The 23,252-nt window shown below is 50.3% G+C and carries 20 protein-coding genes; 4 read left to right on the top strand and 16 right to left on the bottom strand.

Annotated features, from left to right (window positions below):
- Window positions 1-26: 26 nt before the first annotated feature.
- Window positions 27-614: a TetR/AcrR family transcriptional regulator gene (locus tag ABD836_RS02090; protein WP_344932102.1), complete on the bottom strand. Its 588-nt coding sequence runs from the start codon at window positions 612-614 to the stop codon at window positions 27-29.
- A gap of 148 nt (window positions 615-762) precedes the next feature.
- Here ABD836_RS02090 and ABD836_RS02085 point away from each other — a divergent pair, with 148 nt between their 5' ends.
- Window positions 763-2,064, top strand: coding sequence for an OmpP1/FadL family transporter (locus ABD836_RS02085; RefSeq protein WP_344932100.1), 1,302 nt, complete (start codon window positions 763-765; stop codon window positions 2,062-2,064).
- Window positions 2,065-2,100: 36 nt separating this feature from the next.
- Here ABD836_RS02085 and ABD836_RS02080 read toward each other — a convergent pair whose 3' ends face one another.
- From ABD836_RS02080 to ABD836_RS02025, 12 genes are all read right to left on the bottom strand, one after another.
- Window positions 2,101-2,754, bottom strand: coding sequence for a Crp/Fnr family transcriptional regulator (locus tag ABD836_RS02080; protein WP_344932099.1), 654 nt, complete (start codon window positions 2,752-2,754; stop codon window positions 2,101-2,103).
- A 228-nt stretch (window positions 2,755-2,982) separates the two neighbouring features.
- Window positions 2,983-4,479 (bottom strand): lysine--tRNA ligase, encoded by a 1,497-nt coding sequence (gene lysS, locus ABD836_RS02075; protein ID WP_344932098.1) that lies wholly within the window; start codon window positions 4,477-4,479, stop codon window positions 2,983-2,985.
- 170 nt (window positions 4,480-4,649) lie between these two features.
- A protein-coding gene (prfB, locus tag ABD836_RS02070; protein ID WP_344932097.1) for a peptide chain release factor 2 occupies window positions 4,650-5,748 on the bottom strand; the annotation gives its coding sequence in 2 pieces (ribosomal slippage) (window positions 4,650-5,672 and window positions 5,674-5,748; 1,098 coding nt in all).
- A 93-nt stretch (window positions 5,749-5,841) separates the two neighbouring features.
- A complete protein-coding gene (recJ, locus tag ABD836_RS02065) occupies window positions 5,842-7,569 on the bottom strand; it encodes a single-stranded-DNA-specific exonuclease RecJ (protein WP_344932096.1) in 1,728 nt (575 codons plus the stop codon).
- Window positions 7,570-7,585: 16 nt separating this feature from the next.
- Window positions 7,586-8,983: a threonine synthase gene (thrC, locus tag ABD836_RS02060; protein WP_344932095.1), complete on the bottom strand. Its 1,398-nt coding sequence runs from the start codon at window positions 8,981-8,983 to the stop codon at window positions 7,586-7,588.
- A 106-nt stretch (window positions 8,984-9,089) separates the two neighbouring features.
- Window positions 9,090-10,397: a homoserine dehydrogenase gene (locus ABD836_RS02055; RefSeq protein ID WP_344932094.1), complete on the bottom strand. Its 1,308-nt coding sequence runs from the start codon at window positions 10,395-10,397 to the stop codon at window positions 9,090-9,092.
- A 266-nt stretch (window positions 10,398-10,663) separates the two neighbouring features.
- Window positions 10,664-11,905, bottom strand: a complete 1,242-nt coding sequence (locus ABD836_RS02050) for an acetyl-CoA C-acetyltransferase (RefSeq protein ID WP_344932093.1) — start codon at window positions 11,903-11,905, stop codon at window positions 10,664-10,666.
- Window positions 11,906-11,979: 74 nt separating this feature from the next.
- Window positions 11,980-12,744 carry a crotonase/enoyl-CoA hydratase family protein gene (locus ABD836_RS02045; protein ID WP_344932092.1) on the bottom strand — a complete coding sequence of 255 codons (765 nt, stop codon included), beginning with the start codon at window positions 12,742-12,744 and terminating at the stop codon, window positions 11,980-11,982.
- 55 nt (window positions 12,745-12,799) lie between these two features.
- On the bottom strand, window positions 12,800-13,582 hold the full coding sequence (locus ABD836_RS02040) for an enoyl-CoA hydratase/isomerase family protein (protein ID WP_344932091.1): 783 nt from the start codon (window positions 13,580-13,582) through the stop codon (window positions 12,800-12,802).
- 75 nt (window positions 13,583-13,657) lie between these two features.
- A complete protein-coding gene (locus ABD836_RS02035) occupies window positions 13,658-14,431 on the bottom strand; it encodes an SDR family NAD(P)-dependent oxidoreductase (protein ID WP_184463668.1) in 774 nt (257 codons plus the stop codon).
- 243 nt (window positions 14,432-14,674) lie between these two features.
- Window positions 14,675-15,613, bottom strand: a complete 939-nt coding sequence (gene rdgC / locus ABD836_RS02030; RefSeq protein WP_344932090.1) for a recombination-associated protein RdgC — start codon at window positions 15,611-15,613, stop codon at window positions 14,675-14,677.
- A gap of 119 nt (window positions 15,614-15,732) precedes the next feature.
- Window positions 15,733-17,370, bottom strand: coding sequence for a hypothetical protein (locus ABD836_RS02025; protein ID WP_344932089.1), 1,638 nt, complete (start codon window positions 17,368-17,370; stop codon window positions 15,733-15,735).
- Between the two features lie 166 nt (window positions 17,371-17,536).
- Here ABD836_RS02025 and ABD836_RS02020 point away from each other — a divergent pair, with 166 nt between their 5' ends.
- From ABD836_RS02020 to ABD836_RS02010, 3 genes are all read left to right on the top strand, one after another.
- Window positions 17,537-19,351, top strand: a complete 1,815-nt coding sequence (locus ABD836_RS02020) for a cation:proton antiporter (RefSeq protein ID WP_344932088.1) — start codon at window positions 17,537-17,539, stop codon at window positions 19,349-19,351.
- 125 nt (window positions 19,352-19,476) lie between these two features.
- Window positions 19,477-20,085, top strand: a complete 609-nt coding sequence (locus tag ABD836_RS02015; RefSeq protein WP_344932086.1) for a TetR/AcrR family transcriptional regulator — start codon at window positions 19,477-19,479, stop codon at window positions 20,083-20,085.
- Window positions 20,082-20,996: a haloalkane dehalogenase gene (locus ABD836_RS02010; protein WP_184463657.1), complete on the top strand. Its 915-nt coding sequence runs from the start codon at window positions 20,082-20,084 to the stop codon at window positions 20,994-20,996. The genes ABD836_RS02015 and ABD836_RS02010 overlap by 4 nt, the downstream gene beginning before the upstream one ends.
- Before the next feature lie 63 nt (window positions 20,997-21,059).
- On the opposite strand, the gene ABD836_RS02005 is transcribed toward ABD836_RS02010, so the two are convergent.
- The 3 genes from ABD836_RS02005 to ABD836_RS01995 all read right to left on the bottom strand — a co-directional run bounded on the left by ABD836_RS02005 (window position 21,060) and on the right by ABD836_RS01995 (window position 23,160).
- A complete protein-coding gene (locus tag ABD836_RS02005; RefSeq protein ID WP_344932084.1) occupies window positions 21,060-21,503 on the bottom strand; it encodes a nuclear transport factor 2 family protein in 444 nt (147 codons plus the stop codon).
- Between the two features lie 81 nt (window positions 21,504-21,584).
- Window positions 21,585-22,454: an amidohydrolase family protein gene (locus ABD836_RS02000; RefSeq protein ID WP_184463653.1), complete on the bottom strand. Its 870-nt coding sequence runs from the start codon at window positions 22,452-22,454 to the stop codon at window positions 21,585-21,587.
- A gap of 238 nt (window positions 22,455-22,692) precedes the next feature.
- Entirely contained in the window at window positions 22,693-23,160 is a 468-nt protein-coding gene (locus tag ABD836_RS01995; RefSeq protein WP_184463651.1) for a 6,7-dimethyl-8-ribityllumazine synthase, read from the bottom strand.
- Between the last annotated feature and the right edge of the window lie 92 nt (window positions 23,161-23,252).

The following is a 23,252-nucleotide window of genomic DNA, read 5'->3' as shown; positions in this document are numbered from 1 at the left end:
AAAATGTAGCGCTGGCGCGCTTTAGCTCAAGCCGCCAAAATACCCCGAAAATGCTGTAACAGCGAGGTGTGCACTGACAGTGAGGGGCTATTCGGACTCAGTACATCGACCACATTTTTAAGGTCTTCGCTAAGAATCGCATTGCAGTAAAACGAGTAGACGTAATCACTTGCATTCACATCCGGCCGATACGCTGACACCAATTCGATAGTGTGCTTAAAGGGCAGATATAAGGCTTTTTCAGCAATTTCACGAGTATTCTTACCGGTCTCCTCTGTTAATACCCTTAGTATTAATCTACTCAGTACCGGCTTTTCATTTAAACGGTCTAAGAATTTAGCTAGAAAGGTGAAAAGCGCTTCTTCTTTCGATTGATCAACATCTGGGACATCGATTAAATCCGCCATCGCCTGCTCAAGATAATGTGCCGTACTCTGCACATAAATATCTTCTTTGCCCAAAAAGTGGTCATAAAGCGCCCCTTTCGTTAGCTTCGCTGCTTTCGCCAAGGAATCCATACTGACGCCGTTAAATCCATATTTAGCAAATTGCTGCGCGCAAACTAATAAAATTGCGGCGCGAGTACGTTCTCGCTTCCCGGAACTTACTGTCATAGCCCTTCCCGATCGTTATTAGATGGCCTTTATAAGGCAATGCCGATGCGACAATCAATACACCACGGCTGCTTCATTGAAAAAATAACATACTATCCGGTATATTTATTGCTAACATACCAATTGGTATATTTTATTGAGGTTAGTCATGATCACCCAGCTTAAATGCGACCTACATCACCGCATCCATAACCAGCTATTACTGTTAAGCCTACTAACCAGTATGAGTTTTACCGCCGCTGCCGGGGTTGCCATTATGCCGATAGGCTACGGCGCCAAATCCATAGGCATGCTTGGCACCGACATGGCATTTTCAGACAGTCCGCTGAGCATCAACAACAACCCGGCCGGACTCACTAAAGTGGACGGCCCTGCACTATATTTAGCGCTTGAGCCTCATCTGTTAACCGGTCTTAACTACCGCGACTCATTAGGCAACTCCCAGGACTCCCAACTCGACCGCATGCTCTTAGTGAGCCTAGGCTGGTCAAAACCACTCGCAAGTGCACCCAATATCACCGTTGGCCTTGGTTTGTTCGCGCAGGGTGGTGTCGGTTATGATTATCAAGAACTTGAAACGACCTACGGCAATCGCGACGAATTGTCGGCAATGTTTGGGGTTTTTCGATTTGCGCCGGCCATCGCCTGGCAAGCCAGCGATAAGCTTCGATTCGGCTTGAGCGCGTCCATCAACTACGCCGAAGCAGAGCAAAACATCTTGCCGAACACCTCTGATCTTGCCACCGGTTTTTATGGCCTCGCGCTATGGGATGTAAGTGGCACAAGTTTTTCTTGGCGCGGCGGCGTTCAATATGAAATCACCGACACATTGCACCTTGGCGTGGCATACGGCCATAGCACAGAATTAAAATTAAATGACGGTAAAGCGAGCGTTAATTTCGAAGCAATCGGCATCGGACGCGTCAACTATCAGTCTGCGGCAATAAAGGGTTTATCCCTTCCCAAAGAAGTTGGAGTAGGCATTGCTTGGCAAATTAGCCCCAAACTCACTATCGGCGCCGACATTAATTGGTACCAATGGAGCAAGGCACTCGGTGAAATCACAACAACACTTTCTGGCCCAAACAATCTCTTAGCGCCTGAACACGTTGTCGCGGTGAATGATTTCGGCGGGCAAGATCAATATATGCAATCGATTGGTCTTGAATATGATTATAGCGAGACCACCACCATTTACAGCGGCATAAACCACGTTGGCTATGCGGTAGAAAAAGGTGCGAGTAACCCCTTAAACAACCTCACCGCCAAATACCACCTAGGCGGGGGTATTGAACACCGCATCAATCAACATTGGCAAACAAGCATCATATTCATCGCTAACCCAGAGAATTCGCGCAAATACACCAACACCAGCCTACCCCTCGGCAGCGAAGCCGAAGTGGGCTTTAACAGTTATCAATTTGTTTTGGAGTTAGATTATCACTGGTAAAAAGCGGCGGGAGCCGCTCTTTACCAGACGCGCGGTCTAATAGCTTTCGGGAAGCTTGCGCCTAATCACAATATGACGACCTTCAACATCGATATATTCACCGATTGTTAGGTCTTTTAGAATACGAGCAACCATCTCGCGAGAGGAGCCTACCCGGTCAGCGATTTCCTGCTGGGTGAGCTTTTCATCAATCCGCATACAGCCATCTTCACCGGCAGGCTGGGCCAAATTCGTCAAAACTTTAACCACGCGACCGTAAACATCTTGCAGCGCTAAACTTTTCACATCATTGGTGAGTTTGCGTATACGGCGAGTTAAGTTTTTATTGAGGATACGCGTAATATTTGGATGCATATCCAAAATAGCTTTGAAATCTTCTTTGTAAACTATACGCACCTTTGTGGCTTCCATCGCGCGTACCGAGGCGGATCGCTTGTCGTCATCCAGCAGTGCTAGCTCACCAAAATAGTCGCCGTCTTCCAGAATATTCAGCACGAAATCTTTGCCGCTTTTATCGCTGCAATAGACTTTAACGCGGCCTGATTCCACGACATACAGAGAGTCAGCGACATCGCCCTCGTGAATTAAAACCGTATTTTTGGCGAAGTCTCTCAACACACTGGTGTCGCGCAAAATTTGGATTTCTTCCGGCATCAGGCCGTCAAATAAATCGACGTTTTCGATACTCATTACCACATTCCCCAAGGACGATAAAACGTGGAGGTCACTATAGCATAGTTGCGTAAGTGACTGTCTAGCAACGAAAGAAGCATATTGCTGGACGGAAGACGGGAGACGGGAGACGCTAGGGCAATCGCTTCGCTCATTTGGGTACCTGCCTTCGCAGGCACGACAAGAGAGCAAAATCGCTGCGGCGTCTTTTCTTAGCGTTTCCCGTCTCCCGTCAAGCCTCTCCCGTCACTCAGGCCGCATATGTGGGAACAACAATACATCCCGAATCGATGGTGAGTCGGTGAATAACATCACTAGGCGGTCAATACCAATACCTTCACCTGCAGTTGGCGGTAGGCCGTATTCCAGCGCAGCAATGTAATCGGCGTCGTAGTGCATGGCTTCGTCGTCGCCACCCTCTTTCTCTGCAACCTGAGCCATAAAGCGCTCAGCCTGATCTTCTGGGTCGTTAAGCTCCGAGAAGCCGTTAGCCAGCTCGCGACCACCGACAAAGAATTCAAAGCGGTCAGTCACAAAGGGGTTGCCGTCACTACAGCGCGCGAGTGGCGAGACTTCGGTCGGGTATTCAGTAATGAAGGTCGGTTGATCAAGTTTATGCTCAACGGTCTCTTCAAAAATCTCAATCTGAATCTTACCAAGCCCCCAAGTGTCTTTAACCTTCACGCCAAGTTTTACGGCAATCGCAGTGGCCTGCGCCATATCACTTAACTGCTCAGCGGTGATTTCGGGGTTGTATTGCAATACAGAGTCAAATACAGACAGACGAGTAAATGGCTTACCGAAATCGTATTCGCTGCCCTGGTAGGTGATAGTGGTGGTACCCAAAACTTCCTGCGCGGTATTACGCAACATGGCTTCGGTCAAATCCATCATGTCTTTGTAATCGGCATAGGCTTGGTAGAATTCAATCATGGTGAATTCTGGATTATGCCGAGTCGAAAGCCCTTCATTGCGGAAGTTACGGTTAATTTCAAACACCCGCTCTATGCCGCCAACAACTAAACGTTTCAAGTACAGCTCTGGCGCGATACGCAAATACATATCCATGCTCAGGGCATTGTGGTGAGTCACAAAGGGACGCGCGCTGGCACCACCAGGAATGACTTGCATCATTGGGGTTTCAACTTCCACAAAGTCTTTTTGCTGCAAGAAATTGCGGATGGAACTGATCATTTTTGAACGAATTGCAAACGTTCGACGCGAGGTTTCATTCATGATCAAATCGACATAACGCTGACGATAGCGTGTCTCTTGATCTGTTAAGCCGTGAAATTTATCCGGCAGCGGCCGCAAAGATTTGGTAAGCAGCGAGGTCTCTGTCATGTTTACATAGAGATCACCTTTACCAGATTTGTGCACTGGGCCGGTCGCCGAAATAATATCGCCAATATCCCACGTTTTAATTTCTTCTGCCAATTCGGCAGGAAACTGCTTTTTATCAACATAGACCTGAATACGCCCGGTCATGTCTTGCAACACCATAAACGGCCCACGCTTGGCCATAATACGACCTGCAATGCTTGCCTGACGACCCAAGGTCTCTAGCGATTCTTTGTCTTTGTCACCGAGCTCTTCCTGCAGGCGCTGAGCATAGTCTTCACGACGAAAGTGATTCGGGAAGGCATTGCGTTTTTCGCGGATCGCGCTCAGCTTGGCACGACGCTCGGCGATTAAGCGGTTCTCTTCCTGGGCACTTTCAACTTCGTTGTGGTTATCAGACATTTTTAGTTCCTGGGTCGGACGTCGGAGGTCTGACGTCGGACATTAAAAGCAGATTTCTGCACATAACATTTCTAAATTAAAGCGCAGACCTCTGCACCTTAATTCACACTCACAAACCTAAAGGCGGGATTTTGCGTCAGACGTCCGACACCAGACGTCCGACTCGCCACTCACAGGCCAAATTTAAGACTCGCTTCAATGAACTGATCTAAATCGCCATCCAGCACCGCATTACAATTGCTGGTCTGCACATTGGTACGCAAATCTTTAATGCGTTGATCGTCGAGCACATAGGAGCGAATTTGACTGCCCCAGCCGATATCCGATTTGCTGTCTTCCAGCTCCTGCGCTGCGCTATTGCGCTTTTGCATTTCAAGCTCGTAGAGTTTTGCTTTTAGCATTTTCCACGCACTGTCGCGGTTCTGATGCTGGGAGCGTTGGTTTTGGCACTGCACCACAATATTGGTGGGCACGTGGGTTAAACGCACCGCAGAATCGGTTTTGTTAATGTGCTGACCACCGGCGCCGCTGGCCCGGTAAGTATCCGTACGCACGTCCGACGGATTAATATCAATTTCAATATCGTCGTCAATTTCTGGCGAAATAAACACTGAACAGAATGAGGTGTGACGGCGGTTACCCGAGTCGAAGGGTGATTTGCGAACTAGGCGATGCACGCCGGTCTCGGTGCGCAGCCAACCGAAAGCATATTCGCCTTGAATATGAATGGTCGCGCTTTTAATACCGGCTACCTCACCGTCAGATAATTCCACCAACTCTGCTTTGAAGCCTTTCGCTTCCGCCCAGCGCAAATACATGCGCAAGACCATATTGGCCCAATCCTGAGCCTCTGTGCCACCAGAGCCAGACTGAATGTCCAGATAACAGTTGTTTGGATCCATTTCGCCAGAAAACATACGGCGAAACTCTAAGGCACTGAGAGACGCCTCCATGCGGTCAACATCAACTTGCATGCCGCTAATGGTCTCTTCGTCACCCTCTTCAACCGCCATGTCCAGCAGCTCTTTGCAGTCAGAAACGCCGCTGTCTAACTCATCAATTGTCGCCACGACCGCTTCGAGTGCGGCACGCTCGCGACCCAGCTCTTGGGCACGCTTAGCGTCATCCCACACTTTTGGATCGCCCAACTCAAGCTCTACCTCAAATAGGCGCTCTTTCTTGTTAGCGTAGTCAAAGATACCCCCGAAGCACGTCGGTTCTATCGCTCATGCTTTTTAGGGACTGACGTATGGCATTGACTTCTAACATTGACGATTATCCGGTATCTCGTGGAAAGGGCGGCATTTTACCTGATGCACCAGCTCCCGCAAAGCTTCGCGACGGCAATTACTAACAAGGGCGTCACAGTGGGCGCAGGTGCTCAACCATAAGCTGCAAACTAAGTCGCTCACGAAACAGGTTACTGTCGAGTTTATACACCAGTTCGACGTACTCGGTAGCAGGGTTCGGCCACACATCGGTGTCGATATTGAATGCGATTGCATCAAAAACTGGCTCACCGCCCTGCTCCGGCGCCAAGACCATTTTCAGATGGCGCGCGCCAACAATACGCTGCTGCATTAGCTTAAAGCGCCCGTGAAAAAGCGGCTCTGGAAAGCTCTGCCCCCAAGGGCCCGCGCTGCGCAGCAATTCTGCGCGTTCTAATGAAAGGTCCTGCGTGGTCAACTCACCGTCGCTGTAGACCGCAGCGGTCAATTGTTCAGGGCTCGTTAGCTCCGCCACAATAGCGTCAAAGGCCTCGGTAAAACGACCGTAATCAGCCTTGGCTAAACTCATTCCTGCGGCCATAGCGTGGCCACCAAATTTGTTGAGCAAGCCGGGGTTACGCTTGGCAATTAAGTCGAGAGCGTCACGCATATGAAGGCCGGGAATAGAACGCGCCGAGCCTTTAATCTCGTCATCGTCGGCGTCGGCAAAGGCGATCACGGGCCGGTGATAACGGTCTTTAATCCGTGACGCCAAAATCCCGACCACACCTTGATGCCACGTGGGGTCGTAAAGGCAAATCCCGTTCGGCACCGCTGTAGGGTCAAGCTGTAGGTGCGCCAATACCCGCATGGCATCGTCTTTCATACTTTGCTCAATAGCACGACGCTCACGATTTAAGTCGTCTAGCTCGGCTGCCAAACTAAGCGCCGTGTCGGCGTCATCAGTCAGCAGGCAGCGTATGCCCAAGCTCATATCATCTAGCCGCCCCGCTGCATTCAAGCGCGGGCCGATGGCAAAACCCATATCTGAGGCCACCAAGCGTCCTGACTCTTTCCCCGCAACCTGCAACAAGGCCTGAATACCCGGGCGGCAGCGACCAGCGCGAATTCGGCGCAAGCCCTGTTCGACGAGAATGCGATTGAGTTGCTCTAATGGAACTACATCCGCAACGGTGCCAAGCGCCACCAAATCGAGGAATTCGGCTAAGTTGGGTTTAACTCGCTCAGCGTTAAACCAGCCCCGCTGCTGTAATTCACTGCGTAGCGCGAGCAAGACATAAAACATTACACCTACCCCTGCCAGGGATTTCCCGACAAAGGGACAGCCATACTGATTGGGATTCACAATCGCTGCGGCTCGGGGCAATGTGTCGCCTGGCAAATGGTGATCAGTGACCAGTACTGGAATTCCGAGTTTAGCCGCAGCGGCAACGCCATCGATACTGGAGATGCCGTTATCCACGGTAATGATCAGATCTGGCTGACGCTCCGCGGCGACGGCGACTATCTCAGGCGTAAGCCCATAGCCATACTCGAAGCGATTCGGCACAAGGTAATCGACATCTACCGCGCCCAAAGCGCGCAAGCCCAATACCGCAAGGCTAGTACTGGTGGCGCCGTCGCAATCAAAATCGCCGACGATCAATAGACGGTGCTGCTTTTCTAGGGCGCTAGCCAACAAAGCGCAGGCCTCTGGCATACCTTTCATTTCTGGCTTGGGTAAATGTTCTAAGCCAGATTCCAGATCGGCATCACGAGACAAACCACGGCTGGCGTAGAGTCGCTGCAGGAGAGTTGGCACTGCCGCAGAAAATTCTGCGGCGGCGGGTTCACGGAGGATTATTTTGGGAAAATCAGCCACTGAAATTAAAGGCTGATCATGCGCGAATATTCGCGGCGATCATGGCGTGCACGTCTTCAAGCTTATTATCGACAACCTCATAACGCTCATCCAAATCAAAGAGGTCGCTCATATGATGTGGTAGCGCCGGCGCCGTTGGGTAGCCCGCCTTCATCACCGCTTCAGGGAATTTGGCAGGGTGCGCCGTGGCCAAGGTAATCATTGGCGTAGCGGTATCGCGGCGGCATTCACGCGCGGCCTTAACCCCAATCGCAGAATGAGGATCAAGTAGGTACTCATTGTTTTCATAAACCGAGGCGATCATGGCCACAGTTTCTTCGTCATTAACACCGTAGCTGTCGAACAGCCCGCGCACCTTGGCAAAAGCAGTGTCGGGAATCGAAACCGTTTCCGTGTTCATGCGCGTCATTAAATCATCTATGGCAGCGCCATCGCGATCGTAGCAGTCGAACAGCATGCGCTCAAAGTTACTAGAAACGACAATATCCATGCTCGGCGACAAGGTGTGCTGCAACTCGTGCTTCTCAAATTTATTGCCACTGATAAAGCGATGCAGAATATCGTTTTGGTTGGTTGCCACAACCAACTGTTCGATGGGCAAGCCCATGCACTTAGCCAAATAACCAGCGTAGATATCACCAAAGTTGCCGGTGGGAACAGAGAAGCTTACCGCGCGATCTGGCGCACCAACGGCGTAGGCAGCGTAAAAATAGTAAACGATCTGGGCCATAATCCGCGCCCAGTTAATCGAGTTAACCGCCACGAGCTGACGACCTTCTGGCAGAAAGCTCTGATCGGCAAAGCTAGCCTTAACCATTGCCTGACAGTGATCGAAGTGACCGCGCACCGCAATATTGTGGATATTGTCACCCACCACGGTCGTCATCTGACGGCGCTGCACTTCTGATACGCGCTGGTAAGGATGCAAAATAAAAATATCGATATTGGTGCAGCGTTTACAGCCCTGAATCGCAGCTGAACCAGTATCACCTGAGGTCGCGCCCATGATGACCACTTTCTGCTGACGCCGCTCAAGCACATAATCCAGTAAACGACCCAGCATTTGCAGGGCAAAATCTTTAAAGGCCAGGGTCGGCCCTTGGAATAATTCCAGCACCCACTCATTGCGATCCAACTGCACTAACGGCGCAATCGCAGGGTGACGAAAATCCACATAGGTATCGTCAATGATCGCTTTGAGATCATCATCGGGAATACAGCCGCCAATAAAGGGATGAATGATCTGAAACGCTAAATCGGTATAGGAGAGTGAAGACCACGATGCTATCTGCTCTTTGCTGTATTTAGGCAAAGACTCTGGCACATACAAACCACCGTCTGGCGCCAAGCCAGTTAGCAGGACGTCTTCAAAATTCAGGGCGGGCGCTTTGCCGCGGGTGCTGATGTATTTCACGTGCTTTTAGCTCTCAATTTTCGTTAAATTATAGTAGTTAAACGCTTGATTGAAGACGGAAGACGCAAAAGCCGCACTGGCGTCTCCCGTGCCGCGTAAGGCGGCCTTAACCCGCCAATGACTCCACTCTTATCCGAGTCACTTCACCTACGATGCTTTCCAGACCTTCGATTTGGCTTACTGCAGCCGACAATTTGGCTTCAATGGTGCGGTTGGTCAGAATAATCATCGGCACCAAGTTCGCGCCGTCGGCGGGTTCTTTCTGAATCAGCGCTTCAATGCTAATGCCACCGTCACTGAGAATCTGAGCCACTTTCGACAGCACACCGGGCTTATCAACTGCGGCCATCCGCAAGTAATAAGCGGTTTCTACGGCGTCTATTGGCAGAATCGGATGGGCGCTGAGTGATTCTGTTTTGAACGACAAATAAGGCACGCGACTACTCTGCGACGAACTCAAGGTACGCGCCACGTCGATAATATCAGCGACCACTGCTGAAGCAGTAGGCTCGCCACCAGCGCCAGCGCCGTAGTAAAGGCTCGGCCCGACGGCATCTGACTGCACTAGCACCGCGTTCATGACACCGTTTACATTCGCGATTAAGCGTTTTTCAGGAATCAAGGTCGGATGAACTCGTAGCTCGATACCTTCGCTGGTATCACGGGCAATACCCAAATGCTTTATGCGGTAACCAAGTTCTTCGGCGTAAATCACATCCTCTTGGGCAATACGGCTAATACCTTCAGTGAAGACTTTGTCGAATTGCAGGGGAATGCCAAAAGCCAAGGAAGCCAGAATAACCAGCTTATGCGCGGCGTCAATGCCTTCTACGTCAAACGTGGGATCCGCTTCGGCATAGCCCAGCTCCTGCGCCTCTGCCAACACATCGGCAAAGTCACGGCCCTTCTCACGCATTTCAGAAAGGATAAAGTTACCAGTACCGTTGATGATCCCGGCTAGCCACTGGATTTTATTGCCCGCCAATCCTTCACGGAGCGCCTTGATAATGGGAATACCACCGGCAACGGCAGCTTCAAAGGCAACGGTCACACCCTGCTCTGCTGCAGCCGCGAAAATTTCATTACCGTGCTCAGCGATCAGCGCTTTGTTCGCTGTGACCACGTGTTTACCATTGGCGATCGCTTTTAAGACCAGCTCTTTAGCAATAGTAGTGCCGCCAATCAATTCAACGAGAATATCGATTTCAGGATTTTCAGCCACGGCAAACACATCGCGACTAATCGCCACATCACCGGTGTCGCACTTGGGGTTATCGCGGCGCGAGCCAATTTGGGCCACCACGATGTCGGCGCCAACCCGAGCAGAGATTTCTGCTGCATTGCGCTTCAATACAGCAAACGTACCGCTGCCCACGGTTCCTAAACCACATATTCCTACTTTGACCGAATCCACTATTGCTCCTTTGAATACATCAGGCAATATCTCGAGCACTAAACGCCCGACAATACTGGGACAGGCAGGGAAACTGTTAAATTCCAAGCCGAAAGGAGTGCATTTTAGTCAAGCTGAGGCGCTAAGGCTATGGTCTGGAGGGATTCAAACGGGTTTATTCTCTGTCAATGTCACTTTGACGCCGCAATAGCGCTTTTTAGCTACGCAAAATTAAAAAAGGCCGCGAATGCGGCCTTCCATTTGACTAAGTATCACTCAGCGTAAATTTAGCCGTCTATACGCTCAATGATAATCGCTGGTGCCATACCGCCAGCTGCGCACATGGTCACCAGACCGCGCTTAAGACCGCGGCGCTCTAACTCATCTAACAATGTGCCAATCAAGATCGCACCAGTTGCGCCGATAGGGTGCCCCAAGGCCATTGCCCCGCCATTCACGTTTACCTTGTCGCGATCCAGTTTCAGGTCTCGAATATACTTTTCAGCAACGACGGCAAAGGCTTCATTGATTTCGAACAAGTCGATATCATCGATGGTTAAGCCCGCTTTTTTCAGTACTTTTAGGGTCGCAGGCACGGGTGCGTTAAGCATTAAGGTTGGCGAGTCGCCCATATTGGCCATGGCCACGATTTTAGCGCGAGGCTTTAAACCATGAGCATTGGCATACTCTGGAGAAGTCAGCAAAAGAGCCGCAGCGCCGTCTACCACACCGGAAGAATTACCACCGTGGTGAACGTGACTAATTGTTAAATCCGGATACACCTTAGCAACCAAACTTGCGTAAGTAGTACCCTCTTCATTCAATGGATAATTCGCCAAGTCTGGGAATGCCGGTTTCAACTGAGACAGGCCTTCCAAGGTAGTACTTGGACGCGGAAACTCTTCTTTATCTAATGCCAAAGTGCCATCTTCATGGTAAACCGGCACCAAACTTTTATCGAAGTGGCCGTTTGCAATAGCATGGGCTGCGCGCTGCTGGCTGGTGACCGCCAATTGATCAAGGGCTTCACGGCTAATACCTTCCAGCGTCGCAATCGCATCCGCACACACGCCCTGGTGGGGCTGCGGGTGGCTCTCGCGTAAACGCGTATTGCCTGCATCCATAAACGGTGACATGCCTTTACTATTCTCTGCGTAGGTCGACATCATTTCAGTGCCACCCGCAATCACCACGTCTTCCATACCTGACATGATACTGGCCGCAGCTATACTGACTACCGTAATACCTGAACCACAGAAGCGGTCTAGGGTTACCGCACTGGAGCGAATATCGTAGCCTGCATCGAGTGCCGCCATGCGTCCTAAATCGCCGCCTTGCGTGCCGCGCTGGGCACTGGTACCCCAAATAATATCGTCGACATCGGCTGTGTTTAAATTATTGCGCTCGGCAATCGCTTTTAATACTGTTGCACCCAACTGCTGAGGGTGAATTCCCGCCAATGCGCCTTTTCCTACTTTACCGATACCGCGTGGGGTACGGCAGGCATCTATAATCCATGCTTCGTTCATATTCAAAACTCTCTTTGTGGGCGAGAAAACGAGTCCCCGCCGCGCTATATTTACCCTAGTTTGCTAGGGGGATTTTATTTACCCTGCCAATTGGGCGCACGTTTCTCGGCAAAGGCCGTTGCACCTTCAATTGCGTCATGGCTAGTAAATACCGCATTAACCACTTCGGTTTGTTTGGTGTACATATTCTCGTTAGTCCAGTCCTGAGACTCGTCGATAACCTGCTTACTCTTAATAACAGCCAAAGGACCGTTGGCTGCGATCAATTTAGCCATGGCCTTTGCGCCCTCAAGTGCGCTGCCTGGCTCAACCACTCTATTTATCAAGCCGAGCTCGTAGCCACGAGCTGCATCTATAAACTCGCCGGTCAGTGCCATTTCTTTAGCAATACGTGAGGGAATTTGACGAGGCAGGCGCATTAAACCGCCAGCGGCTGCAGCCAAGCCGCGCTTAACTTCAGGAATACCAAACTTGGCATTGCTAGCAGCAACAACCAAGTCACAGGTAATTGCAATTTCAAAACCACCCGCCAGCGCATAGCCCTCTACCGCAGCAATCAGTGGCTTTTTCGGGGGGGCTTCAACCAAGCCAGCAAAACCGCGACCAGGAATCACTGGCATTTCGCCAGTGACAAAAGCTTTTAAATCCATACCCGCGCAAAAAGTATTATCCGCGCCAGTAATAATTGCGCAGCGAATGCTGTCATTGCTGTCGAGTTCGTCCATTGCCGCAGCGACACCTTTGGCAACAGCCAAATTTACTGAATTTTTTGCCTTTGGACGGTTTAACGTTATAAGCATTACGCCGTCTTCAACACTTACTAATACTTCGTCGCTCATTTGCAGAATCTCCTAATCAATTATTTGAATATTTAATGTCGGCCCAAATCGATCACTAGCGCCCGTTAAAAATCGGGCTGCGCTTCGCCATAAACGCCGAAATTGCCTCGGCCGCGTCTTCGCTAGCAAAGCACTGATTCTGGGCTTTCGCCTCGGCGGCCATGGTTTCACTAAAGGACTGTGTACCAGCATTGCGAAGCAGGGTTTTTGCTTCGCGCAGCGCTATTGGCGCACGCTGGGCTAATGCTTCAGCCCAGGCCTGAGCTGTTACTAAAACCTCACCCGCATTAGCGAGCTTAGTAACCAGACCCAGCTCCAAACAACTTGCCGCGTCTAGCCTGCCGCCCTCGGCTATAAGCTGAAAAGCACGCTGATAGCCCAAACGCTGCAGTAAATTCCACGTCGCCCCACCATCCGGCACCAGCGCCACATTAGTAAAGGCCATCACCATGCTTGCGTCATTGGCCATTACCGCTAAATCGCAGTGCATGGCAAACGCGGCACCGATTCCGGCCATAACACCCGGAATCGCAGCGATCACAGTTTGATCCATTGTTTCAATCAAGCGCAAAATGGGGCCGTACTCATCGAGCAACTGGCGCTCGACGCTTTGGCCGTCCAATGGACCTTGTGACAAATCGGCACCAGACGAGAAACCACGCCCATTACCACCAAGCACAACAACACGAATTTGAGGCATTGCTGACACTTGCGTAAAGCACGCAAGTAGCGCTGCCCGCATCTCGCGGTTGAAGGCATTCAGGGAATCGGGTCTATTTAAGCAAATAGTGGCAACATGACCATTGATGGTCATTTCAACCGTGGAATTTACGTTCATCGCGCGCCTCTACTTTTATTATGCGGTACATCGTTCAGCCCCGTCTGACACAGGGCTGAGTGTGCAGGCCAATAATTAACGCGGCTGCATGCGTATTGCGCCATCCAAACGAATACATTCGCCATTCATATATTCGTTCTCAGCAATCATGACTGAGAGGTGCGCGATTTCTTCCGGACGGCCAAGACGGCGCGGATTTACCACACTGTTTTCTAAAGACTTATAGGCTTCTTCAGGTAGTGTTTCGAACAGCGGCGTGTGAATCAAACCCGGTACAATAGTATTAACACGAATACCGTAAGACGCTAAATCACGCGCCATTGGCAAGGTCATAGCGACCACGCCACCTTTAGATGCGCTGTAAGCCAACTGACCGACTTGACCTTCGTAAGCCGCTACTGAGGCCGTATTGATAATTACGCCACGGGCATTCGCGCCGTCGTAGGCTTCGTTTTTGGCCATTTGCTCAGCCGCTAAACGGGCAACGTTGAAGGTACCAATTAAGTTCACGTTGATTACGTGCTTATAAGCATCTAATGGAAACGGGCCGTTTTTACCTAGCGTTTTTACTGCGTTGCCAATACCGGCATAGTTATTACAAATATGAATAGCACCAAACTTGGCCATAACTTCGGCAATGGCCGTGCTTACTGACTCTTCGTCAGAAACATTGACGTTATGAAAACTGACATTGTCGGCACCCAACTCAGCGACAATGGCATTGCCGCGATCGGCGTTCATATCAAAAATAGCAACCTTGCCACCTTTAGCAACGTAGGCACGCACAGTGGCCTCGCCCAGACCAGATGCACCACCAGTAACCACTGCAATTTTGCCAGTAATATCCATTATCTCACTCCCAGTATTATTAAATGAACTTTCAAAACCCCTAGACCCAAGCACACCGTAACAGTGGGATTGAACCCAGAATTCGAAATTGGCCATATTCTGTGCCATAGCTAATCGAGACGACATGTCACTTCAGAACAAAAAATATGACATTTTCTTACACTACCGCCACGAAACCCCATAAGTTAAGGCTATAGAGAGGGTTCGCAGGGCAAGACGGGAACGATTGGAGGAGCGCGGCAATTAAGCCGCGCTAGAGATGACTGGGTCTTGCTCCGCTGTGTCTTCACCGCCAAACGCGTCTAATACCGCCGGAATGAATTTAGCGAACTCGCCGGTCATGATATTAAAGTCCACATCGAACTGCTCGGCGGCACTATCGGCATTGGTTTCGCCTATTTTTTCCTGAACGAGATCACCAAAGCTTAAGCGTTTGATGGTGAGTTGATCATCAACAATAAAGTCGATATCGCCAACCCAGTGTAAGGCCAATTTATTGACGAACATGCCAGCTTGGATGTGATTATTGATTTCAGTTGAACACAAATTCTGGTTCTTACAACGAATTACTGCACTGTCGTCGGCCTTATCGCGCAGCTCGCACTCGCCACCCAATTCAAAGCCCTGCGGCGCGCTGCCATTAGTCAACCACTCGGTCATTGCGTGCTGAGCAACATTTTTGGCCTTAATTGGAATAACCGGCAAGCTCCCCAGCGATTCGCGCAGGTGTACCATTAGCTCCTCCGCCTTATTGTGAGAGCCCGCATCCACAATCAATAAGCCCTCAGCTGGCGCAATATAGGCAAAAACTCGACTCGAGCGCGTAAAGGCGCGAGGCATTAAGGAAAAAATAATTTCTTCTTTTAAGTCAGTCCGCTCTTTACGTCCGGGTCTGCGATCTTCTTGGGATTTAATCTCTTCAAGCTTGTCGGCCAGCACTTCATTTACAACTGCTGCTGGCAGGATTTTTTCCTGCTTTTTAGCGCAAATCATTATATAGCCGTTAGCACTATGAACGTACTGGCTGCCTTGGCTTCCTAGCGGCATCGTCCAACCATAGCTGGCAGGATCTTGACTATTACAGGGCGTGAATGCGTTCTCGCCTAATTTTTCATCAACCTCGTCCGCAGTAAGGGTGAATGGCTTGGTAAAACGGTAAATAAGTAGATTTTTAAACCACATGTATCGTGTTGCCTATGTAACGATAAAAGAAATTGTCCCCGGACATTGTAGTGCTTTCTGTCTGGGGAGAAACCCAAGAAGATAAAATTACTGCCGATTTTTAAGTGACCCGATCGCGTTCAGTGTGCCGTTTCGCTAGTGTATTGCGCAGCCATCGTCGCGCACGTAGACTCGCCTAAATACTTGGCGCACAAGGCGGCGAGGCGAACATCTGGCTGCCTATCACATTGCCAGGTTTCACTCGTGAAGCTCTGCCCGCCGAGTTCACAGCGGCGCGCAGCCTCATCGGTCAATAAGGATTGACTCTGCGCGGCCCACTTATCTATGTCAGCCTTCAACTGAAGATGCATGGCCGCGAGAGTTTTCGTGCGTGTATCAATACCATGGAGTTTCCAACTAACAACTCGCGCGCGGCTCTGCCGCTGCCAGCTCTGCCAAAGCTCCGTTAATCCAGGCACCTGACCATCTTGGGCAATCGCTTTGTTATCTGTTAGATCAGCTAACAAGGTTGCTTTAAGAGTGGCGAAGTCCTCTGCCGAGACAATGCGGGCGCTGAGCAATGCCGAAAAATGACTATTCAAACGCGATACCTGCCATTCGTGACGGGCATTAATGCGATCAAACAACTCTGCGCTCGGCAGCTGTTCCGATTCATTTGCTGGATTATCAAACCGGGTATATCGCCCACCGCGATCGTCGACCGCAATACCAATGCCGATTGGTGTGCCGAGCTGATAGCGAGCAAAGGATTTAAGACTACCGTAATGCATTTGCCGAACGTCACCATGACGCACCCATTGACCGTCGTAAAGCGCATCAACGCTGATACTAATATGACTCACTTCACCGTGGTGATAGAGGGTAAAACGATGAAACGCACCGCCATTATCAATATCACCGACGGAAATCGCCAACACAGAAGCGGGAAAATTATCGCTTAGGGCATAAAACAAGGCCTTCTCGCAATCATAGGCATACACGCTCAGCATCTGCTGCGGTGCAGTTAAATTCGGCATCGAATCACAACCACTTAATAGATCAACGTCGCTATAGCTGCCTGGCTCGTAGTAAAAATAATGAACCGGCTCACTCTCTATTTGGTAATTATAATATTGGCGCTCAACCACGTATTGACTGCCGTCACTGGTGGCAGCCGATATTTTAACGATGCCGCGCGGCATACCACCTTGGTAATTAAGGTCCACAGTAAAGGGCCCAGCGAGGGGGCGATAAATCTTCACGAACGGACTCGGAGATACCGCCGGACTAATATCGCGCCGGTACTGAGTGTAGCTATTCTCACCTTGCATCATCAATTGCGCCGGCGCCTGAAACGGGTGAACCTCAATATAGTCGGACTGCCAATGGCTGCGCTCGGCGCTGGCTAAAACGCGCGCTTCAGTATCCAAAATGGCAAAGCCACCGCTAAAGCCAAAACGCCTTGTCGTCGGGTTCAGCGAAAAATCGCCACTGAGCACCAACTGTAACCACTCGCCGCTGCGATCGCGATAAGACTGGCGCAATTCTCCGTGCTGGGGAAAACCAGCGCGGTCAAAACTACCCGTAAACGTGGTTTGAGCGGCGTCGCCAAAACTCACTTCGCCCTCTTGAAATATTCCGCTGCGGTATTTGCCACTGAACAGCGGCGAAGGCTGACCGTCGGCGTTAAAGCGACGCTGTTCGGCGTGTTGCGCGCAGGCGCTTAGTCCGAGCACAAGTAAACATCCCCAAACGATGCCGCTGAATTGCTTAAACATTCACTTCCCCATACCCCTAATGACCCCTAAAAGCGCAAGTTTGCGCGGAAAACAATCATAACCCAAGCAGTTTAATTTGATTTGACCCAGTTCCCAGCTTTACTTTACAGGGCTGACCATGACATCTTCAGCTCCGCAAATAATTAGCAAGGGAAACCGTTTAACAATGACCATAGCTTTAGTAAGTATTTTAGTCGCTGGCATCATTTGTCAGTGGCTGGCATGGCGGTTTCGCCTACCGGCAATTGTACTTCTCGCGGCCTGCGGCTTAATACTCGGGCCAATAAGCGGCTGGATTAACCCCGCCGTTGAGTTTGGCACCGGGCTCACCGCGGTAACCTCATTATTTGTCGCCATCATCCTCTTCGAGGGCGGACTCAATCTTCAGTTCCATGAATTGCGCGAAACAGCGCAAGTAACGCGGCGCCTAACATCAATCGGCGTAATCCTAGCATGGGGCATTGGTATCGCGATGGCGCACTGGGTTGGCGGATTAAGCTGGGCCGTGTCAGCCCTACTCGGCGCCATTTTGGTGGTTACCGGGCCAACGGTCATTATGCCGCTGCTTAAACACGCCAAACTCAACCGCCGTACGGCCTCCTATTTAAAATGGGAGGGCATCATAAACGATCCTATTGGGGTGTTATTGGCGGTACTGGTTTATCAATACTTGCTTTATTCCGGCGAAGGTCCAGCCATACAGTCAGTTATTGCCAGCCTCGCCTTAGCACTCGGCGTTTCTGCGGTACTCGGGGGCGGTGTTGCCTACGGCTTGGGCTATAGCTTTCGACAAGGCTGGATTCCTGAATACCTAAAAGCGCCATCAGTTATTGCGGCGGTTCTCGCGGTGTACGCCCTCTCCGACCTTGCCCAACATGAGTCTGGATTGCTCGCGACCACCCTAATGGGCGTGGTAATGGGCAATATGCGTTTGCGCAGCTTGGACGAAATGCGTCGATTCAAAGAGTACATCACCATCATATTGGTGTCGTTTTTGTTTGTGGTGCTTACCGCGTCACTCACTATGGAGTCGATACGCGCCATTCACTGGCCGTTGATTGCCATGGTGCTTGGCTTTGTTTTTGTGGTGCGGCCGCTTGCGGTGTTCCTCGCCACAATCCGCACGGATTGCAGCTGGCAAGATCGCGTATTGATGGGCTGGATTGCGCCGCGCGGAGTGGTCGCCGCCGCATCAGCTGGCGCTTTTGCACCCGCGTTAATCGACGCGGGTTTTAGCGACGCGCAATATTTAGTGCCCGCGGTGTTTATGCTGATATTTACCACCATCATTGCCCACGGATTCTCGCTCGGGCCACTGACCAAATTGCTAAAGTTGGGCTCCGCGAGTAAAGGCCGAATCCTGATTGTTGGCGCCTCGCCCTGGACCATTGAACTCGCCAGTGCCTTGAAAAAAATCAATCAAGACGTGGTCATTGCCGACACTGAATGGGGTCGTCTGCAATCTGCCCGTCAACAGGGTATCGATACATGGTTTGGTGAGGTGCTTTCTGACCTAGCTGAGGAAGCAATGGCCTTAGACAATATTTACACCGTGCTCGCGGCAACCGGCAACAACCATTACAACTCAATGGTCTGCAACCATTTTGCCCCACACCTTGGCCGTCACAGGGTATTTCAGCCGTATGACAGCGGCATTGAACGCCACAACCGCGTAGTTTCAGAAACCCGGCGCGGGATTACCGCCTTCTCTGCAAATATATCTTACGCTGAGTTATGGACGCGAATGATTCGCGGCTGGGCAATTCGCAAAACCAGTATTACCGACACCTATACCGAAGCTGACTTTCTGGCCAAACTACCAGACGACGCAGTGCGCTTGGCCATCATTCCCGAAAGCGGCAAATTGGAATGGCTAAGCCAAAAAGCCCGCAAACTGCAGTCTGGCGATATCGTCATTAGTTTTGTGCCGCCAGAACCAAGCGACGAGTCTGTCGAGAAACCAATTTCCCTACCGGCATAAACCTGTTCAAGCGCGGTGCATTGCAAGCAATCACCGCGCAAATCCTTTACTAAACGTTATCCAAAAACTTGACCTAGCAATCAACACACTCTATTTTGTATCAATCGATACAAAATAGAGTTCACATGGCCCGTCCCAGACAACAAGACACCAAGCAGTTACTTGACGCCGCAACCCAGCTATTTTGGCGGCAAGGTTTTGCCGCGACCGGAACCCGCGAGATTGAACTCGCCCTTGGGCTAAAGTCCCCAGCCATCTACCACCGCTTTCACTCTAAACACGGTTTGTTTTGTGCCAGCCTTCGTCACTATATTGAGAGCGTAATTGACTGGCGTATTCGCCACTATCTTGACGCTGAGGATGCCCTGACCGGCTTATGCGCATTTTTTGAGTCCATTCCTCAAAATGCCAAGCGCTTCCAGCAGCCTAGTTCGTGTTTACTGGTTAACACTAGCCTTGAACGCGCATCAGCCGATGAGGAAATACAAGCTTGCCTGCATGAAGGCACCCACAAAATATTTTTGGCGCTGCGCAGCAATTTATTACGACTTCAAGCTCAGCATCTATTGGCACCTAATGCCAAGATCGACCAGCTTGCTGATAATCTGCAATTGCAATTGTTCGGCTTACTCGTGAGTAGCCGCTTAAACAACGAACACCATAGTTTGGCCGATAAAGCCAGGCACATTATCGCCACCCTACCTATAACAGCAACAACTGGAGCGAACGAATGACACCACTACGCACACCCGATAGTTTTTTTGCGAACTTAGCCGACTACCCTTTTGCACCGAACTACATCAACGTTGACGATACCGAAGGCGGCAGTTTGCGCCTGCACTATGTTGATGAAGGCCCAAAAGACGCACCGCCGATTTTGCTGATGCACGGTGAGCCAACGTGGAGTTACCTATACCGCAAGATGATTCCAGGCTTGGCTGCAGCAGGGTTCCGAGTTATCGCCCCAGACTTAATTGGCTTTGGCCGTTCAGACAAACCAAGCGAGCGCAGTGATTACACCTACCAGCGTCACGTAGATTGGCTCCGTGCACTGTTAGATCAACTCGACTTACAAGACATCACCCTGTTCTGCCAAGATTGGGGCGGACTGATTGGACTGCGCTTACTGGCCGAAGAAAATAACCGTTTTAGCCGCACCGTCGCCGCGAACACCATGCTACCAACGGGCGACCATCATCCCGGTGAAGCCTTTATACAATGGCAGCAGCTGTCGCAAAACATACCAACGTTTACCGTAGGTAAACTGATTGCCGGCGCTTGCGTTAAAAAGCTATCTGCAGAGACGATCGCGGCCTACGATGCGCCCTTCCCTGACGAAACATATAAAGCCGGCGCACGCCAGTTTCCAATGCTAGTCCCCATTTCGCCTGAAGACCCCGCGGCAGTACCGAATCGACGCGCTTGGGAAACCCTCGGTAAAATGCAAAAACCTTTTCTAACCGCATTTAGCGATAAAGACCCGATCACCTCAGGTGGCGAGCCAATATTCAGAAAGATGATTCCCGGTTGTGCAGACCAAGCTCACACAACGATTAAGGACGGAGGGCATTTTTTACAAGAAGACCAAAGCGAGCGTTTGGTTGAGGTTATTTTAGAATTCATTGCGGCAACAGCCAATAGCTAAGCGACACTTACGGGGAGGCGCAAACCTCCCCAATGCATTCACTTTTCCTCTAGCAGCACCTACCTATAACGCCATAAAGTCCGGTACATTAAATACCCAGCTTTTCTCTTCTTTGCGACTGCTTATACGCCAGCCCGTATCAGTGCGTCGATACGTATCCACATACCAAAGACCGAGCATAAACACCTGTGTTTCGTCGCCCAGTGGCATCGCCATCGGGTTGAAACACATTACGCGACCAGTGCCAGTATCACCGCTAACCGTAATTTGAATATTGGCATTAAGATGCTGCGTCGCACTAAACGCAGGCAGAGCCTCCTTGAGAAACGCAATGGTGCTCGGTAAGTCACCAATCGTGCCGCCAAATGCACTGTAATCAATATGCGCGTCAGCGGTAAAAATATCGCTCAATTCCTCAGCCGCCTGTCGGTCTATAATATCGGCGTAGTGGTACAGCATGTCTTGAATTTCAAAACGATCCGACATTTCTTCTAAAGATAGGGCCATGGCATATCTCCTTGTTAAGGTTCTTATTGTTGTTTTACTACTCTACCGTTTGAACTGCAGCCCTACCGCTAACTGCAAAAATTAATCGAGTTTAAAAACCCTGCGCGCATTTTCGCTAAGGAATTTCGGCCACACCTCATCTTTAAACGGCACATTCGGCATGTCTTTAAAAATACGATCTAAAGACAAGCCCATCGGGAAATAGCCCGCATACATTACCTTGTCGGCGCCGCGGCTGTTCGCAAATTTCACAATCTCTTCGGGGTAATGCTTGGGCGCAAACGCACTGGTCATGTAATACAGATTCGGGTATTTCAGCATCAGTTTCCACGCTAATTTTTCCCAAGGCTCGGCGCCGTGGCGCATAACAACTTTGAGTTCGGGGAAAAACCAACATACCTCATCAAGCAGTTCCACTTTCTGCGGCGCCATTGGTAGACGTGGGCCAGGAACGCCGACGCAAGGGCAAAATGGAATATCGAGTTCAACGCACTTAGCGTAAATTGGATACCATTTTTTATCGTCGTAAGGCACTTGTGGACAAAGACCTGAGGCAAAGCCGGTTATTGCCTTAACGCCGAACTCTTTGTGCAGACGCACGATTTTCCTGACTTCGTCCATGCCATTATTCGGATTGACTTCAAGCGAGCAAAAAAACCGATCTGGATGACGGCGTAGCGCTTCTTTGGCAATCTCATTGTGGTCGTCAATGCCCAGCATGGCGCGTTCAATATTGTGCTTATCCATTTGTTCAATGGTATAGGCAATGTAGTCTTCTTTCTTACCGCTCTCAGGAATGTCTTTAAACATATATTGAGCAGGCATTTTAAACATAGTGCGGCTTTCTTCATCCATCAGCAGTGGCTTCATAAACTCATACCACTGGCTATTGTCTTCGCCCGGTACGCTAAGCATCAGGTCTATTACTTTAATGTCGTCGGGCATTGCCATGAATCGGCTCCTATTAATTATTTCGCTATGGCCGTGTACACCAGTTAAGACTTAGCATTCTTCACGATATACCAGCTGCCCTCAATAACATAAGGCGTCACCGGGATAGCAAAAACGGTCAATAGTAAATCGAAATGGCGGCGTCTAAATAGCGCGCGACGACGAAGTCCGCGATAGCGCACACGGCCTTAGGAGATACTTAGCCCACCATGTTGACATCGCGGGCTAAGTAGAGAGGTTAATCGCCTAGTTTGCCAAGGCTCTCTAGCGTGCTAATACAGGCTGATGCTGCTTCTGCACCTTTAACGACGAAATGCTCTCGAAAAAAGCTGACATGTTCTTCGCTGCTGTGGAAGTTGTGCGGTGTTAGAACCACGGAAAAGATCGGCGTCAAGGTTTCTAACTGTACCTGCATAAGGCCAGAAATAACGGACTGCGCGACGTATTCATGTTTATAAATGCCGCTATTAGTCACTAAGCCCGCCGCGACGATGGCGGCGTATTTACCTGTTTGGGCAAGCAATTTAGCGTGCAGTGGAATTTCGAAGGCACCGGGCACTTCAAATAATTCGACTTTTAGATTGCTATGCTTGGCTGTGTCAGCCAGAAAGGATTCTTTGCAGCGGTCAACGATATCACGGTGCCAACAGGCTTGGATAAACGCGATGGTTTGTGTATCAGTTGATGCGGTAGTTTTCGATATCATGGTTTAGCCCCGAGTGAATAAAACAGGGCGGCAAAAGTGAGTAACAAACCGTCTGGCAACACCGTTAAGAAACAGCGACCGATAGCATGTAA

Origin of the sequence: Zhongshania borealis (assembly GCF_039539625.1) — a bacterium.
GTDB classification, from domain to species: domain Bacteria; phylum Pseudomonadota; class Gammaproteobacteria; order Pseudomonadales; family Spongiibacteraceae; genus Spongiibacter; species Spongiibacter borealis.
The sequence above is the reverse complement of the archived record's forward strand: the minus strand, read 5'-3'. Positions and strand labels throughout refer to the sequence as shown.

Bases quoted from the DNA above. Each gene is read 5' to 3' on its own strand.
- ABD836_RS02035 (WP_184463668.1), bottom strand. From the start codon at position 14,431: ATGGATATTACTGGCAAAATTGCAGTGGTTACTGGTGGTGCATCTGGT.
- ABD836_RS02010 (WP_184463657.1), top strand. From the start codon at position 20,082: ATGACACCACTACGCACACCCGATAGTTTTTTTGCGAACTTAGCCGAC.
- ABD836_RS02000 (WP_184463653.1), bottom strand. From the start codon at position 22,454: ATGGCAATGCCCGACGACATTAAAGTAATAGACCTGATGCTTAGCGTA.
- rdgC (WP_344932090.1), bottom strand. From the start codon at position 15,613: ATGTGGTTTAAAAATCTACTTATTTACCGTTTTACCAAGCCATTCACC.
- ABD836_RS02080 (WP_344932099.1), bottom strand. From the start codon at position 2,754: ATGAGTATCGAAAACGTCGATTTATTTGACGGCCTGATGCCGGAAGAA.
- ABD836_RS02050 (WP_344932093.1), bottom strand. From the start codon at position 11,905: ATGAACGAAGCATGGATTATAGATGCCTGCCGTACCCCACGCGGTATC.
- ABD836_RS01995 (WP_184463651.1), bottom strand. From the start codon at position 23,160: ATGATATCGAAAACTACCGCATCAACTGATACACAAACCATCGCGTTT.
- ABD836_RS02090 (WP_344932102.1), bottom strand. From the start codon at position 614: ATGACAGTAAGTTCCGGGAAGCGAGAACGTACTCGCGCCGCAATTTTA.
- ABD836_RS02005 (WP_344932084.1), bottom strand. From the start codon at position 21,503: ATGGCCCTATCTTTAGAAGAAATGTCGGATCGTTTTGAAATTCAAGAC.
- lysS (WP_344932098.1), bottom strand. From the start codon at position 4,479: ATGTCTGATAACCACAACGAAGTTGAAAGTGCCCAGGAAGAGAACCGC.
- ABD836_RS02085 (WP_344932100.1), top strand. From the start codon at position 763: ATGATCACCCAGCTTAAATGCGACCTACATCACCGCATCCATAACCAG.
- ABD836_RS02015 (WP_344932086.1), top strand. From the start codon at position 19,477: ATGGCCCGTCCCAGACAACAAGACACCAAGCAGTTACTTGACGCCGCA.
- ABD836_RS02025 (WP_344932089.1), bottom strand. From the start codon at position 17,370: ATGTTTAAGCAATTCAGCGGCATCGTTTGGGGATGTTTACTTGTGCTC.
- ABD836_RS02040 (WP_344932091.1), bottom strand. From the start codon at position 13,582: ATGAACGTAAATTCCACGGTTGAAATGACCATCAATGGTCATGTTGCC.
- ABD836_RS02020 (WP_344932088.1), top strand. From the start codon at position 17,537: ATGACCATAGCTTTAGTAAGTATTTTAGTCGCTGGCATCATTTGTCAG.
- ABD836_RS02045 (WP_344932092.1), bottom strand. From the start codon at position 12,744: ATGAGCGACGAAGTATTAGTAAGTGTTGAAGACGGCGTAATGCTTATA.